The sequence below is a fragment of the Fundidesulfovibrio putealis DSM 16056 genome, assembly GCF_000429325.1.
GTDB lineage: Bacteria > Desulfobacterota > Desulfovibrionia > Desulfovibrionales > Desulfovibrionaceae > Fundidesulfovibrio > Fundidesulfovibrio putealis.
Genome location: NZ_AUBQ01000013.1, coordinates 131658 through 145674 on the forward strand (window position 1 = coordinate 131658; position 14017 = coordinate 145674).

Annotated in this window: 10 protein-coding genes and 1 tRNA gene; 4 read left to right on the forward strand and 7 right to left on the reverse strand. The window is 62.4% G+C overall.

The annotated features are described in order from the left end of the window. The first annotated feature begins 86 nt into the window (after nt 1–86). Complete coding sequence (locus G453_RS26270) at nt 87–2945, forward strand: PAS domain-containing sensor histidine kinase (protein WP_169725315.1); 2859 nt, start codon at nt 87–89, stop codon at nt 2943–2945. 67 nt (nt 2946–3012) lie between these two features. On the opposite strand, the gene G453_RS0110695 is transcribed toward G453_RS26270, so the two are convergent. Then, nucleotides 3013–3106 (reverse strand) — tRNA-Ser (locus G453_RS0110695). A 278-nt stretch (nt 3107–3384) separates the two neighbouring features. Between G453_RS0110695 and G453_RS0110700 the strand changes: the two genes are divergently transcribed. Then, nucleotides 3385–4563, forward strand: coding sequence for an aminotransferase class I/II-fold pyridoxal phosphate-dependent enzyme (locus G453_RS0110700; protein WP_027191068.1), 1179 nt, complete (start codon nt 3385–3387; stop codon nt 4561–4563). Then, nucleotides 4560–5873, forward strand: coding sequence for a homoserine dehydrogenase (locus G453_RS0110705; protein WP_027191069.1), 1314 nt, complete (start codon nt 4560–4562; stop codon nt 5871–5873). Before G453_RS0110700 ends, G453_RS0110705 begins: the two co-directional genes overlap by 4 nt. A 235-nt stretch (nt 5874–6108) precedes the next feature. Here G453_RS0110705 and G453_RS0110710 read toward each other — a convergent pair whose 3' ends face one another. The 3 genes from G453_RS0110710 to G453_RS0110720 all read right to left on the reverse strand — a co-directional run bounded on the left by G453_RS0110710 (nt 6109) and on the right by G453_RS0110720 (nt 9741). Further along, complete coding sequence (locus G453_RS0110710) at nt 6109–6540, reverse strand: Fur family transcriptional regulator (RefSeq protein WP_027191070.1); 432 nt, start codon at nt 6538–6540, stop codon at nt 6109–6111. Between the two features lie 161 nt (nt 6541–6701). After that, nucleotides 6702–7229, reverse strand: a complete 528-nt coding sequence (locus G453_RS0110715; RefSeq protein WP_027191071.1) for a cyclic nucleotide-binding domain-containing protein — start codon at nt 7227–7229, stop codon at nt 6702–6704. Then, nucleotides 7195–9741: an ABC transporter ATP-binding protein/permease gene (locus G453_RS0110720; RefSeq protein ID WP_027191072.1), complete on the reverse strand. Its 2547-nt coding sequence runs from the start codon at nt 9739–9741 to the stop codon at nt 7195–7197. Before G453_RS0110720 ends, G453_RS0110715 begins: the two co-directional genes overlap by 35 nt. Before the next feature lie 231 nt (nt 9742–9972). Between G453_RS0110720 and G453_RS0110725 the strand changes: the two genes are divergently transcribed. Next, nucleotides 9973–10800 carry a diguanylate cyclase domain-containing protein gene (locus G453_RS0110725; protein WP_027191073.1) on the forward strand — a complete coding sequence of 276 codons (828 nt, stop codon included), beginning with the start codon at nt 9973–9975 and terminating at the stop codon, nt 10798–10800. Between the two features lie 620 nt (nt 10801–11420). On the opposite strand, the gene G453_RS0110735 is transcribed toward G453_RS0110725, so the two are convergent. The 3 genes from G453_RS0110735 to G453_RS0110745 all read right to left on the reverse strand — a co-directional run bounded on the left by G453_RS0110735 (nt 11421) and on the right by G453_RS0110745 (nt 13938). Then, nucleotides 11421–12122: a hypothetical protein gene (locus G453_RS0110735; RefSeq protein WP_027191074.1), complete on the reverse strand. Its 702-nt coding sequence runs from the start codon at nt 12120–12122 to the stop codon at nt 11421–11423. A gap of 120 nt (nt 12123–12242) precedes the next feature. Next, entirely contained in the window at nt 12243–12893 is a 651-nt protein-coding gene (locus G453_RS0110740) for a hypothetical protein (protein ID WP_027191075.1), read from the reverse strand. A gap of 286 nt (nt 12894–13179) precedes the next feature. Then, nucleotides 13180–13938: a P-loop NTPase family protein gene (locus tag G453_RS0110745; RefSeq protein ID WP_084502242.1), complete on the reverse strand. Its 759-nt coding sequence runs from the start codon at nt 13936–13938 to the stop codon at nt 13180–13182. Between the last annotated feature and the right edge of the window lie 79 nt (nt 13939–14017).

A 14017-nucleotide genomic window follows, 5' to 3' on the forward strand; every position in this document is an offset into this window, starting at 1 on the left:
GCACCCTGCTTCAAGCAGGCGGACAACCCGGACCCGGCCAATTGCACTCGACCCCGGCCATGCGCAACCCGCACAGGATAGGATTCATGAATAAATTTAACCTTTCTAAGATCATGCGACTTGAAACGCTTGGCCTGTTGCCCATCGCAGTGATTGTCTTTGCGCTGCCGCAGCTCGTCATTTCCAATCCGCAAGATCTTTACATATATCCAAAGCTCTCGTCGTTTCTCACGTTCATATTCCAGGCCGCCATCCCACTGAGCATCTCGTTCATATCCGCCCGGGCCTACATCAACACCGGCCTGTCCAGCATAATGCTCCTCGGCAGCGGCTTGGCGTGCTACGGAACCGGCTCCATAATCACCAGCTACTGGATCAACGTCGACCCGATACGCAACGTCAACTTCACTGTCGCAGTACACAACTCCACAATATTTGCGGCTTCAGTTCTTTTGCTGGCCAGCAGCTTCTTCGTGACGAGCATGCGCCATTCCCCCAGCGCGCAGCGACATAGAACCTTCACGATCATCATGGCTTACTGCTGCGTTGCCGGGCTTGCCGCCCTGATCGCCGCAGCCGCGTACCATGGCCATTACCCCGTCTTTTTCGTCCAAGGCGCGGGGCCGACCCCGATTCGCGCCGTTGTCCTGCTGTGCTCCATGATTTTCATGTCCATCTCGGCATCCATCCTGATGCTGACGCACCTGAGCCTGAAGATTCCCTTTCTGTACTGGTATTCCCTGTCGCTGGCTCTTTTCGCACTTGGCATAGCGGGCATCTTCTTCCAGACGTCGTATGGCAGCCTGCTCAACTGGCTCGCCAGGTCCTCGCAATATCTGGGGGCGTTCTACCTCCTCGTCGCGGTGCTCGTCGCCAGGCAGGAGGCCCAGCGGGAAGGCGTGTCCATGTTCGATGTGTTCACCGCCCTGTTTGCGGCGGAGAGCGAACGCAATCGCCTCAACGAGGAGTTGCGCGTTAACGAGGAACGCCTCCATTTGTTCGTGCGGCACGCCCCGGCGGCGATCGCCATGTTCAACACCAACATGGAATACCTTGCGGCAAGCAATCGCTGGCTGACGGACTACCACCTCGACTCGGCCGACATCCTGGGGCGCAGCCACTACGAGGTGTTCCCCGAACTCCCGGAACGGTGGAGGGAGATTCATCGCAGATGTTTGGCCGGGGCGGTGGAACAGGCCGAAGCCGAGCGCTTCGAACGGCCCAACGGAACTGAACTCTGGATACGTTGGGAAATCCACCCCTGGAACACGGCCACGGGGGAGTCGGGCGGCATCATCATCTTCAGCGAGGACATCACCGAGCGCAAACGCCTGGAGGACTCACTGCTCCAGTCCCGGGAGGAGGCTCAGCAGCGCGCGGAGGAAATCCACCAGCGCGAGCAGGAGTTCCGCGCCCTGGCCGAAAACGCCCCGGACATCATCGCAAGATACGACAGGGAGCGCCGGTACATCTACGCCAACCCGGCCATCGCCGGGCTCAAGGGAGCCTCGCCCTCCCAGCTCATGGGCAAGCAAATCGGCTCCATGATGCCCCTGGAACTGCGCGAACGCCTTGAACTGGCCGTCGACGAGGTGTTTTCCACCCACGCGGACTACATGCTGGAGTGGGAATACGACACGATGGATGGCCGGAGGTATTTCCACACCCGCTTCACCCCCGAGTTCTCCAGGGGCGGGCAGGTTCATTCCGTCATGGAGATCGCCCGGGACATCACGGAACTCAAGCATCTGGAGATGGACCTGCGCCAGGCCAAGGAGGAGGCGGAAAAGGCCAACCGGGCCAAGAGCGACTTCCTGGCCAACATGAGCCACGAGATCAGGACCCCCATGAACGGCATCCTGGGCATGACGCAGCTGGCCCTGAAGCGGGACCTGCCGGAAGACGTCGCGGAGTTCCTGCGACTGGCCATGCAATCGGGGTTGTCACTCCTGGAAATAATCAACGACATCCTGGACATTTCCAAGATTGAGGCAGGCAAGGTGACCCTGGCGGAGGAGCCTTTCGACCTGGGCACGGTGATCGAATCCACACTGACGCCCATGAAGATCCTCGCACAGGACAAGGGGGTTTCCATCACCGTACGCACCGGGCCCGAAGTGCCTGACTGGGTCGTGGGGGATGCCGGACGGCTCCGCCAGATACTCACCAACGTGGTCGGCAACGCCGTGAAATTTACCCCCAAGGGCCACGTGACCATGACCGTCACCCGGACCGGACCGGAGGATGCGGAAAACACCAGGCTGCTGTTCGTCATCGAGGACGAGGGCATAGGCATCCCCCCCGACAAGCTTCCTTCCATTTTCAACAACTTCGAACAGATCACGTCATCCGCGCACATCAAATACGGCGGCACCGGCCTGGGCCTGGCCATATCCAAAGCGCTGGTGGGCATGATGGGCGGCTCCATCTGGGCTGAGAGCGAACCCGGCAAGGGCAGCGTCTTCTCCTTCGAGGCCGAGTTCGGGCGGGTCGAACCGGTCCCCAGGGACGAAACACCCGCGCCCCAGGACCAGGATTCCACCCCTGCGCTCAACATCCTCCTCGCGGAAGACAATCAGGTGAACAGTCTGTTCGCCACCTGCGTCCTGGAGAGCTGGGGGCATCAGGTCACTGCGGTGGAGGATGGCCGACAGGCCATCGAGAAGCTGAAGGACGGAGGGTTCGACTTGGTGCTCATGGACGTCCTCATGCCGGAGATGGGCGGCGAAGAGGCCACGGCGCTGATACGCTCGGGGCAGACATGCGACCCGCACGTGCCCATCGTGGCCCTGACCGCCTACGCCCTCCGGGGCGACCGGGAGCGCCTGCTGGCCGCCGGAATGGACGACTACATCTCAAAGCCCATCGACGCAGAGGAGTTCCGGCAGGTGGTGATGCGAATCGCCAAGAGGAAAACCGCCCCGGCACAGACCTGCGAACGATGAACTGCCAGGACGGCCCGGCAAGAAAAAGCCCCGGACGTGAACGTCCGGGGCTTTTTCTTGCAAAATATGGCGGAGAGGGCGGGATTCGAACCCGCGATACCGGTTTTGCCAGTATACTCCCTTAGCAGGGGAGCGCCTTCGGCCAGCTCGGCCACCTCTCCGCGAACCATTGCTCATAACTGCAACACACGCCATGGTCAAGGATCAAAATACCCCCTTCCACACGGACGGAAGGACTGGCTGACGCGACCAGGTCCTCCGCCTGCATCGTTCCGCTAACCGGACCATCCTGAGCCTTTTCCGCAGCCACCCCAGACCCCACCGGAACCATCGTTATCCATTGCGCCATCTTGATATCCAACCCATCTGCCCCTTTGACACCAAGGCCCGGCCTCGTTACATTTCCCGAATTCACCTACCATATAAGGAGCTGTTCGCGATGCACAAGTTCGCGCGCATGGAGCGCCTGCCCCCTTACGTCTTTGCCGTCGTCACCGAACTCAAGATGCAGATGCGCCGCCAGGGCGTGGACATCGTGGACCTGGGAATGGGTAACCCGGACATCCCCACCCCCAAGCACATCGTGGACAAGCTCATCGAGGCATCGCAGAAAGGCGTCAACCACCGCTATTCCGCATCCAAGGGCATCCCCGGCCTTCGCCTGGCCATGGCCAACTGGTACCTGCGCAACTACGGCGTGGAGCTGGACGCCGACCGCGAAGTGGTGGTCACCATGGGCGCGAAAGAGGGTCTGGCCCACCTGGCGCTGGTGATGCTCCAGCCCGGCGACGTGGTCTTCGCCACGGACCCGGCTTATCCGATCCATCCCTACGCCTCGGTGATCTCCGGCGCGGACGTGCGCCGCATCCCCCTGGGCAAAGGCCGCGACTTCTTCGAGGACCTGCTGAACGCCACCAAGCAGACCTGGCCCCAGCCCAAGCTCCTCATCATAAGCTATCCCCAGAACCCCACCGCCGAAATCGTGGACATCGCCTTCTTCGAGCGCATCGTCGAGTTCTGCAAAGAGCACGACATGCTGGTCATCCACGACTTCGCCTACGCGGACCTGTGCTTCGACGGCTACAAGGCGCCCAGTTTCCTGCAGGCCAAGGGCGCGAAAGACGTTGGCGTGGAGTTCTACTCGCTCTCCAAGAGCTACTCCATGGCGGGCTGGCGCGTGGGCTTCTGCTGCGGCAACCCGGACATGGTCTACGCCCTGACGCGCATCAAGAGCTACCTGGACTACGGCATCTTCCAGCCCATCCAGATCGCCGCAGCCGTGGCCCTGAACGGCCCCCAGGAGTGCGTGAAGGAAATCTGCGACATCTACCAGGACCGCCGTGACGCCCTGATCGAGGGGTTGCACCGCGCGGGCTGGGACGTTCCGCCGCCCAAGGCCACCATGTTCGTGTGGGCGCAGATACCCGAGGAGTTCCGCAAGATGGGCTCCGTGGAGTTCGCCAAGCTGCTGCTGAAGGAAGGCCATGTGGCCGTGTCGCCGGGCCTGGGCTTCGGCCACTTCGGCGACGACCACGTGCGCTTCGCCCTTGTGGAGAACCGCCACCGCATCAACCAGGCAGTGCGCGGCATCAAGAAAGCCCTGTCGGGGGGCGCGTGAGCGCCGCCCTTGCCGCACAGCCCGTCCGCCTGGGTCTGGCCGGATTCGGCACGGTAGGACAGGGCCTCGCCTCCATCCTGGCCGACAGCGCCGAGTGGATCGAGCGCCGCCTGGGCCGCCCCGTGGCGGTGACGGCCATGGCCGTGCGCGACCCGTCCAAGGTGCGCCCCACCCCCCTGCCCGCCGGGGCGCGCTTCGTGGCCGACCCGCTGGAACTGGCCGCCGCCGAGGACGTGGACATCGTGGTGGAGCTCATGGGCGGCCTGACCACCGCCTACGACCTGATCCGCCTGGCCCTGGCCTCGGGCAAGCACGTGGTCACGGCCAACAAGCACCTGCTGGCGGAAAAGGGCGAGGAGCTCTTCGCCCTGGCCGCGCAGAAGGGCGTTGGCCTGTACTACGAGGCCAGCGTGTGCGGGGGCATCCCCGTGGTGCAGACCCTCAAGGAGTCCCTGGCGGGCAACAGGATCATGGCCGTCACCGGCATCCTGAACGGCACGTCCAACTTCATCCTCTCGCGCATGACCTGCAAGGGCCTCTCCTACGGGGACGCCCTCAAGAAGGCCCAGAAGAAAGGCTTCGCCGAGGCCGACCCCACCCTGGACGTGGAAGGCTTCGACGCGGCCCACAAGCTCGTCGTGCTTATCCGCCTGGCCTACGGACAGGATTACCCGCTCAGCGCCCTGCCGGTGACCGGCATCACCCACGTCACGCCGCTGGACATCGCCTTCGCGCATGAGTTCGGCTGCGAGGTGAAGCTGATCGGCCAGGCCAAGGACATCGACGGCAAGATCATGGCCGGGGTGCACCCCATGCTCCTGTCCAAGAGCTACCTGCTGGCCCAGGTGCACGGGGCGTTCAACGCCGTGCGCATCGTGGGCGACGCCGTGGGCGCGGTGATGCTCTACGGACAGGGAGCGGGCGGACGCCCCACGGGCAGCGCGGTGCTGGCCGACATCATGGCCCTGGCGCGCGACGGCGCGGCCCCCAACAACACGGGCTTCCCCGAGAAGGTGCTGCCGCCCGCGCAGACCCTCCCCCCCGAGGAAGAGACCAGCCGCCGCTACTTCCGGTTCACCGTGGAGGACAAGCCCGGCGTGCTGGCCGCGCTGGCCAAGGCCCTGGGGGATGTGGGCATCTCCATCTACCAGGCCGTGCAGAAGGTTGCCCCGGACACGCAAGACGAGTCCGTGGTGCCCATCGTGTTCATGACCCACCACGCCAGACAGCGCGACGTGGACGCCGCTCTCGAGAAAATCAAGGCCTTTCCCTTCGTGAAGGCAGAGCCCGTGCATCTGCGGGTGCTTTAGGAATCGAGGAGCGCCCTCATTATGGACTCAGACGAGTCATGGTGCTAACATAAGAGAACCATTGTTTATATTTTAAAAAAACATATTCATGTTTTTCAAAAAGCCCTCTCTCCGACAACAAAAGGGCCGACGCATCAGCGTCGGCCCTTATATTTTCTCTCGCTCTCTACGCGAAGCGGTACAGGATTCCAAAGGAACGAAGTTCCTTTGGCCGCCGGAGGCATATTCTCTTTTCTTACCCCTTCCCGCACTCCGGACAGATTCCGTACAGGTACATCTTGTGCCGGGTGAGCTTGTAGCCGTGGCGGGCGGCCACCTCGGCCTGGAGCTTTTCGATGGTCTCGTCCAGCACTTCCACGTTCTTGCCGCAGTTCTCGCAGATCAGATGGTCGTGGTGGTCGTCGCCGTGCTGGCGCTCGTAGCGGGTGACGCCGTCGCCGAAGTCCACTTCCTTGGCGATGCCGGAGCCGGAGAGCAGCTTCAGGGTGCGGTACACTGTGGCCTGCCCGATGGACTTGTAGGAGGCCTTGACCCGCTCGTAGAGTTCCTCGGAGGTCATGTGGCCCTGCTGCTCCAGGAAGACGTCCAGGATGTGGCGCCGCTGAGGAGTCATCTTCAGCCGCGACTTGGCGGCGTACTCTTCAAAAAGGACATGGGGGTCTTGCATCAAGGGCTCCCGCGCAATTTTGGAGGACGTAGCCGGGATAAAGCTCCGTGTCAAACCTCGTGCATTGGCCCTTCCCGGCCCTCAATGGACGCCTTGCGCCGACAGGCCCAGACAGCGGGAAAACGGGACGCCGCACAAGACGCGCGGCAATCCGCGCCTGATCAAAACAGGGTGAGACCGAAGTCCTGCCCCATGGCGACGAACTCCTCGGGGTGGCGGGCCAGGAAGCGTTCCTCCCAGGCCAGCACGTGCTCTGCCAGGGACTGGAGCATGGCCGGTTCCACCTGCGGGAAGCGCTGCACGGTCTTCAGGAACTTCTCGCGGGTAAGCGTCATGGCCGTGGTCTCCTCCACGGCGCGCACGGTGAACAGGCTCCTGCCGCCCAGCACAAGGGCCAGCCCGCCCAGAGTGTCACCCTGCCCCAGGGTCTTTATGACCACGTCCCTGCCGTTGTCCTGCCTGCTGACTTCCACGCGCCCGCAGGTCAGGTAATGGAAGGCCTCGGCATGCTCGCCCTGGCGCAACAGGCAATCACCGGGAGCAAACGTCTCTGAGGTGCAGAGGTAGGCCAGCACCTTGCTCACGTCCAGGGGCACCCTGGAGTAGATGGGCAGGCCCCTGATGATGTCCAGGAAGCTGTCGTATCCGCAGGCGTTAGGCGTTTGATTTTGTTCCGTGGACGAGCTCATAGAGCATCCCCTTCCTGTCGATGAGTTCCTGATAGGAACCGGTTTCCACGATCTGTCCGGCCTTCATGACCGCGATCTTGTCGTAGCCCTTGATTGTGTCCAGCCTGTGCACCACGGCGATCACCGTGGAACGGCCCTTCCACTTGGAGTCCAGCAGGTTCTGGATTCGGGTCTGGGAGGCGTTGTCCAGGGCGGCGGTGGCCTCGTCCAGCAGCAGCAGCGGAGGTTCCTTCAGGAAGGCCCTGGCCAGGGCCACTTTCTGGCGCTGCCCGCCGGAGAGGCGGTCGCCGTGGGTGCCCACCTGGAACTCCAGCCCCAACTCCACGATGCGCTCCAGCATGTCCTGTTGGATGAGCAGGCGGATGATGGACTTGTTCACCCGGTCCAGCACCTTGGTGCTCTCGGTCTTCAGCTTGCCGAAGAGGATGTTGTCCAGAATGGTCTGGGCGTGGATGTAGTTGTCGCGCCGATAGAACGTGACCTTCTCCGGGGCGTGCTCGGCGATGCGCGCCATGAATCCGGCCCGGCCCTCCAGCAGCGCGCGCTCCGTGGTCGCAGGAAGGGCGGCGATGGTGTGGCGTCCCGGCGTGAAACGCAGCGCCAGATTGAGGAGCATGGCCCGCTCCTCGCCGCCCAGACCGTCGAATCCGGCCCCGGCCCGCTCCAGGCGCTCCGCCAGCTGGGAGTAGGCCTCGAACTCCTCCTGGAGCACGGGGGTCTGCTCGAAGAAGGAGGCGTCCGCGCCGGGCACGTTCTTCAAAATGTCCACGGTGCGAAGCGTCAGCTCGCGCCCAAGGCCCAGCAGGATGGGCTCGAGCCCGGCCTGCACCAGGAACTCCTTGAAGTCCGCGTTGTCGGTCAGGCGTTCAGGCAGATAGGATTCGTCGTTGGGGTTGCCGAAGATCAGATTGGCCGCCACCGAGGAATAGAGCAGGTAGCGCCCCTCGTCGAAGAACTCGGCCAGGCTTTTCAGGTCCTCGCCCTGGTCCTCGTAGTAGGCCTCGCGGATGGCGATGATCTTCTGGACCAGATGTTCTTTTTTGCCCTTGCGGAACACCGTGTTCAGTCCGAAGCGCAACACGTCCAGGAACAGGCCCACCTGCTGGGTGACCTCGATCAGCTCGTCCAGGCTCGGCTCGTTGGCGGCCGGATCCTCGCCGCGCGACACCTGGCGCGCGTTCAGCGAATAGAGCAGGTTCTCCTTGATGGAGCCCTCGAAGATGAAGGGGTGCTGCGGCACGAAGCCCATGTTCTCGGCCAGGTCCGACTTGGCCATCTGGGCGATCTCGTGCCCGGCCAACAGGCATTGCCCGCTGGAATACTTGTAGATCTGGGCGATGCACAGCGCCAGGGTGGACTTGCCCGACCCCGAGAAGCCGACCAGCGCCAGATGCTGCCCAGGCTCCAGCGACACGGACACGCCCTTCAGGAGCTTGATGCCGCCCGGCGCCTCCATCACCAAATCCTTCACGTCGATCTTGCCCGGCAGGGTCAGGGGCGCGCGCTCCTCGGCGGGCACCAGCGCGAACTCGCAGTCTTCGGCGAAGTACTCCATCACCCGGTTGTAGCTCACCTTGGCGTCCTGCCAGGACTGGTAGAAGTCCATGAGCTCCTTCCAGGGGTCGTAGAGCTTCTCGTTGGCCGAGAGAAACGCCACCAGCGCGCCCAGGTCGAAGCGACCGTGGATGGCCAGCCAGCCGCCCACCAAAAACAGCACGAACGGCCCCAGGGACTGGAAGAAGTTGTTGGAGTTCTTGATGGCGAACTTCCACAGGGTCCAGCGCAGGCGCACCTTGTACTGCTTGTCGGTGATGTCGGCGAAGCGGGCGTTCTCGTGCTTGAAGGACGCGTTGCCGTGGATCTCGTGGATGCCGGACACCGCCTCGCCGATCATGGTGGACATCTTGCGGCCTGTGTCCACGCGCTCGCGGTTGGCGTCGTTGGAGCGCTTCTGCATCATGGGCACGAAGATGAGCGCCAGCGGATAGAGCACCATGGACAGGCCCGCCAGCAGCGGGTTCAGGTAGAACAGGTAGCCCGCGAAGGCCAGGAGCGTCAGGATGTTGGTGACGGGCACGGCGATGGCCTGCCCGATGAAGTCGCCCGCGTTGGCCACTTCGGTCACCAGGGAGGACACGATCATGCCGGGGCTGGCCTTGCGAAAAAAGCCGATGGGCAGGGTGAGGATGTGCGCGTAGAGCTTTTTGCGCATCTCGGCCAGGGCTTCCTGGCCGATCTTCGCCTGGAGGGCGTTGATGGCGAACTTGAGGGCAGAGGAGCTGACCACGGCGGCCAGGTAATAGGAGCAGTACATGAACAGAAGCTGCACTTTCTGCTCGCCGATGGCCTCGTTGATGATCTTCTTCTGCATCTCCAGGGGCAGCACCCGGATGGCCACCGTGACCACGATGATGGCCAGCAGGATGCCCTGGAGCTTCAGGTTGCTGGTGAGCACCCAGGAAAAAAGCGAGCGCTGGTAGAGCTTGTCGGGCAGCTTGGGACTCCAGGGCATGTCGCGTCCTTTTCTCCGTGTTTGCTGTTTGATGCCCCGAAAACAGCCGCTTTGCAACCAAGTGCTGAAAAATCATCTGGATTTCAGAGCGCGGACGCGCTTATCCTGACGCGAAACGGGGGAACCCATGACCGGGGAATCGAGCCATCTGACATCCATCGTGACGGATCCTGGGAAGGGTCCGCTTTTCCCGAGGCATCCCGGAGCGGTCCCAGGAAGGGAGAACAGGCCATGAAAGCACCCCGCCTCCAATCCTGGTGGTCCGACCGGATCATCGCCATGCGGCGCGACCGGCGCGCAACCACGCTCCAGGGCGTGGCCTACCTGCTGGCCATCTCCTGGCTGGACTACGCCACCGGGTACGAGATCAACCTGAGCGTGGTGTACCTGACCCCGCTCATCATGCTCACGGTGGCCGGGGGCTGGCGGCTGGGGCTCATCACGGTGTTCGCCTGCGCCACGTCCATTGAGTTGACCGACTGGCTGGCGGGCAGACGCTTCGACCACTTTTCCTACCACTTCTACAGCTTCCTCTCGCACAGCCTGTCGTATCTGTCTTTTCTGCTGCTGATCACGCAGCTCCTGAAACTCTGGGAACAGGAGCGCCTGATTGCCGGGCAGGACCCGCTGACGGGGCTGTGCAACCGCTACGGCTTCCTGACCCAGGCCGAGGAGGCCCTGCGCGACTGCGCCAGGGGAAGGCAGACGGCGCGGCTCTCCATCTGGAACGTGGCGCGGCTTCGGCAGGTGAACGCCAGCCACGGGCACGACAAGGCCGACGCCCTGCTCTTAAGCGTTGCCGACGGACTGCGCGAGGCGCTGCCAACTGCACTTCTGGGCAGGTTCGGGGCGGACAAGTTCGTGGTGCTGGAAGATCGCTGCACAGGCCAGGACGCGCCTGTCGACCAGATGAAGATCCGGGGAGTGCTGGACAGCGCCGCCGCAGAGGTCGGCGTGCCCATCGACCCGCGCCGGGCCGCACGGGAGCTTGCGCCGCTGCACCGCACGCCGGAGGAACTGGCCGGGCTTCTGGACGCGCTGCTGGACGAGGTGCGGTAGGGGGGCGTGGCGTTAAGTGATGGGCGTCACTGTCCAGCCAGACAATCCAACCATGCACACTTGACACGACAACAGCACAGGCGATATCGAATCTGTGCTGTTTACTTGCGATCAGCAGGATTACCCATGACAACAACTCCACCAGACGAAGCCCTCAAGCCTTCCCACGCGCCTAATGCACGTAGTTGGCGGCAGTTTCTTGCCAAGCTAACCATCTCCACACTATTTCTCTCTGTGCTTTATCCAGCGCTGCACTATGCGCACACGAGACGAAACTTTTACGTCGACCTGTATAATTGCATCTACAAGAATTTTTAACCAACATATACTTGAGCCTTAACTTCATGACAGACAAAACTGATCAATTTATTTTAGAGACGATGCGGCTTGCCGTCTACGAATTCGTAATAATCAACATCGCGCTCAACATGTTTTTCGGATTTAAGTGTTCTTGGCTTATGGCAGGATGAATTCACCACCATGAGACTCTTCGCACGGATTCTTTCATTCATTGTCGCAATGTCTATCGCATATTACTTTACATTTTTAGGAATGTACTTGTTCTGCGAATAGGAAAGCCCCACCCGCAGAACAATACTCTCGTCACGTCATCCACTCAACTACCGTTTCAGCACCCCCTTGACGATCTTTCCTCCCAAGTAATACGCGGCAACACGCCCCCCGTTGTAGGCGAGTTGCCACTTTTCAGCGTCTGATAGCTCTTTGCCTTCTAGCGCATTCTTCCCAGCTCCATAGGCATCTCTCAATCCTTCCAGGTCAGGAAAACCAGCTGCTCCCCCAATAATCCTTCCTCCTTGCCGCGAACGAGAGGAATTCCACATCTGCTCATCACTTGGCTTGCCTTCATTCACAAGACCTTCCATGAACTCCTTTCTATCGATCGGCCCCTCAAACTGCTTTACGCGAGGCCCGTCCGGGTCAGGTGAATACCCCTGGTCCGTCCATTGGGCATTCTTGCGCTCCTCCTGAAGTGCAGCATCCGCTTTGCGTTTTTCTTCCCTCTCTGCCTGGAGCTTACCAGCCTGCCCTTCATCCAGTTCCACGTCGCCCATGCCGTCGCCTGTCACGAGAAAAGTCTTCCCGTCGCGCTGGTTAAAGATCTTATTGTCATGCTCGAAGTAGTCTCCATTCTTCATGGCGGACTTCTTGGCCCAGTCGGTCCAGCCGAACGGCTTCTGCTCCGGCATTGCCTGCTGGTTTTGCTGCGCCTGGACGTCCGGTGCCTGTTGCGCCGGTTCGCTTGGGGTGTTGGGACTGGCCGCAAGGTTGAAGGGGTTTGACGGTTCAAATTCAAAAGCCATTGCGTTCTCCTTGTTTTGTGTCGGGTATGATTGCGGCGGCAGATGCAGTGAACTGCCGCATGCCATGGAAAGTTCGTCCGACGGGCCGGGCAGCGCGCCCGGCCCGTCTTTGCAGCTTCCCTACAGCCCGGACAGTTCCAGGTACTTGAGCAGATCGCCTTCCCTGGCTCCGCCCGCCTTGACGCGCTTGATCAGGGCGGCGCGTTCGGCAGCGCGGGCTACGCCGGGCGTGCGCTCGTCGATCATTCCGGCGCTTTCGAGCTGGGGCGGGCTCATGCGGCCTGCCATGGCCTGCCGGACCGCCTGCCGAGGATCTCTGGCAGCCGGAGCGAAGGCCGGATTGCCCTGCACGGAATATCCGCCTGAAGTCCCTCTCTTTGCCATTCCGGTCATCCCGAACTCTTCCATGAGGTGCTGGCGCAGCTCGGAGTACATCTCCAGGAACGCACCGGGGGTGCGCTCCACCTGTTCCAGCACGGCGCGCTGGATCTTCCCCGGCAGCGACTCCACGAAGGCCTCGATCCAACGCTTCACGTGCTCAAACAGCTGGTCATTGGCCCGCAGGTGGGCCAGAAGGGCCTCGTTGTTGACGGCCTTGCGTTGAGCACGACGCATCTGTCTGGCCTGGCTGGCCTGCTGGCGGTTCTGCATCATGGCCTGCCACTGCATGCGGGCCATGGGGTCGGCCATCATCTGGGGCGGCGGAGAGCCGAAGGGGATGTCCGGGATGCCGTCGCCGTCCAGGTCGATGCCTTCCAGGTGCTCGATCATGCCGGGGCGGGCCGCCCCTGGTCGGATCCTTCACTTTGCAATCAGACAGGCGGTACATTTCACCCCACATAGCGCTATGTGGGAAAACACCCGAATAAACTGCCCCAAAACGCAAATAAGCCGGGAAGAGTGTCCTCTTCCCGGCCCGAGCCTTATACTAACTGCGTCCCCAGCTCACAGTATCCACCGCAAACCGCAGACCTATGTGGGAGTCCAGAGGGCGAAGCCCTTTGGCCGCCGGAGGCTTCTCCCCCGACGCCTCTCCCTACACTCACATATCCCCGTTCTACTCGTCCGACTCCGCCTCTTCACCGTCGTCAGCCAGCGCCCCGGCCTTCCTCAAGCCCTCGATCACCGATACGGTCACGCCCGCCTCACGGCTGGGCGCCAGCTGGAACACCCGCCCCGCCGACCCGCTGAAGGAGTCCACCGAGTGGTGGCTGATGGTCAGCACCTGCAACCCCAGCTTCTCGCCGATGGCCGCAATGAGCGCGTTGAAGCGCGGGACCAGCTCGGGCCTAAGCCAGCAGTCCTGCTCGTCCAGCACCAGAAAAGGGCGGTGCAGCGCGGGGTCCAGCTGGGCAAGCCCGATGAGCCTGAGCCCCACGGACAAGATGTTGCACACCGACCCGCCCTGCCCCTGGAGGATGTCCTCCACCTGCCCCTGGTTCTCAATCTCCAGGGTGATGAAGAACTTGCCGCTCTTGACCTCCCGGCGGCTGACCACGGTGCGGTCCTGCCCCAGGATCTCGCGCACGGCGTGGGTCAGGTTCGATTCGACCTCCTCCATGAGCTCGCCGAACAGGTCGCGAGAGAGGTCCTCCAGGCGCGCCTGGGCCTTGGGGGCCAGGGCCAGGAACTGCTCAACGGCCAGGAGTTCCCGCCGCGCCGCCTGATGGTCGCGCACCAGGGACTCGGCCAGCCCTTCCAGGCGTCCGGCCTGATGGCGCAGGTCGTCCAGTTCGCGCAGCAGCGCGGGCAGGGACGCAGACGCAGAAAGGGAGGCGGGGGAGGTGTCCGGCGTGTGCGCAGAGGCGGTCGTCATGGTGGTTCTCTTGGGGAGCGCCGGGAGGGTGATGCGGGGAGGAGGCCTCCGGCGGCCTAAGGGACAAGTCCCTTTGGAA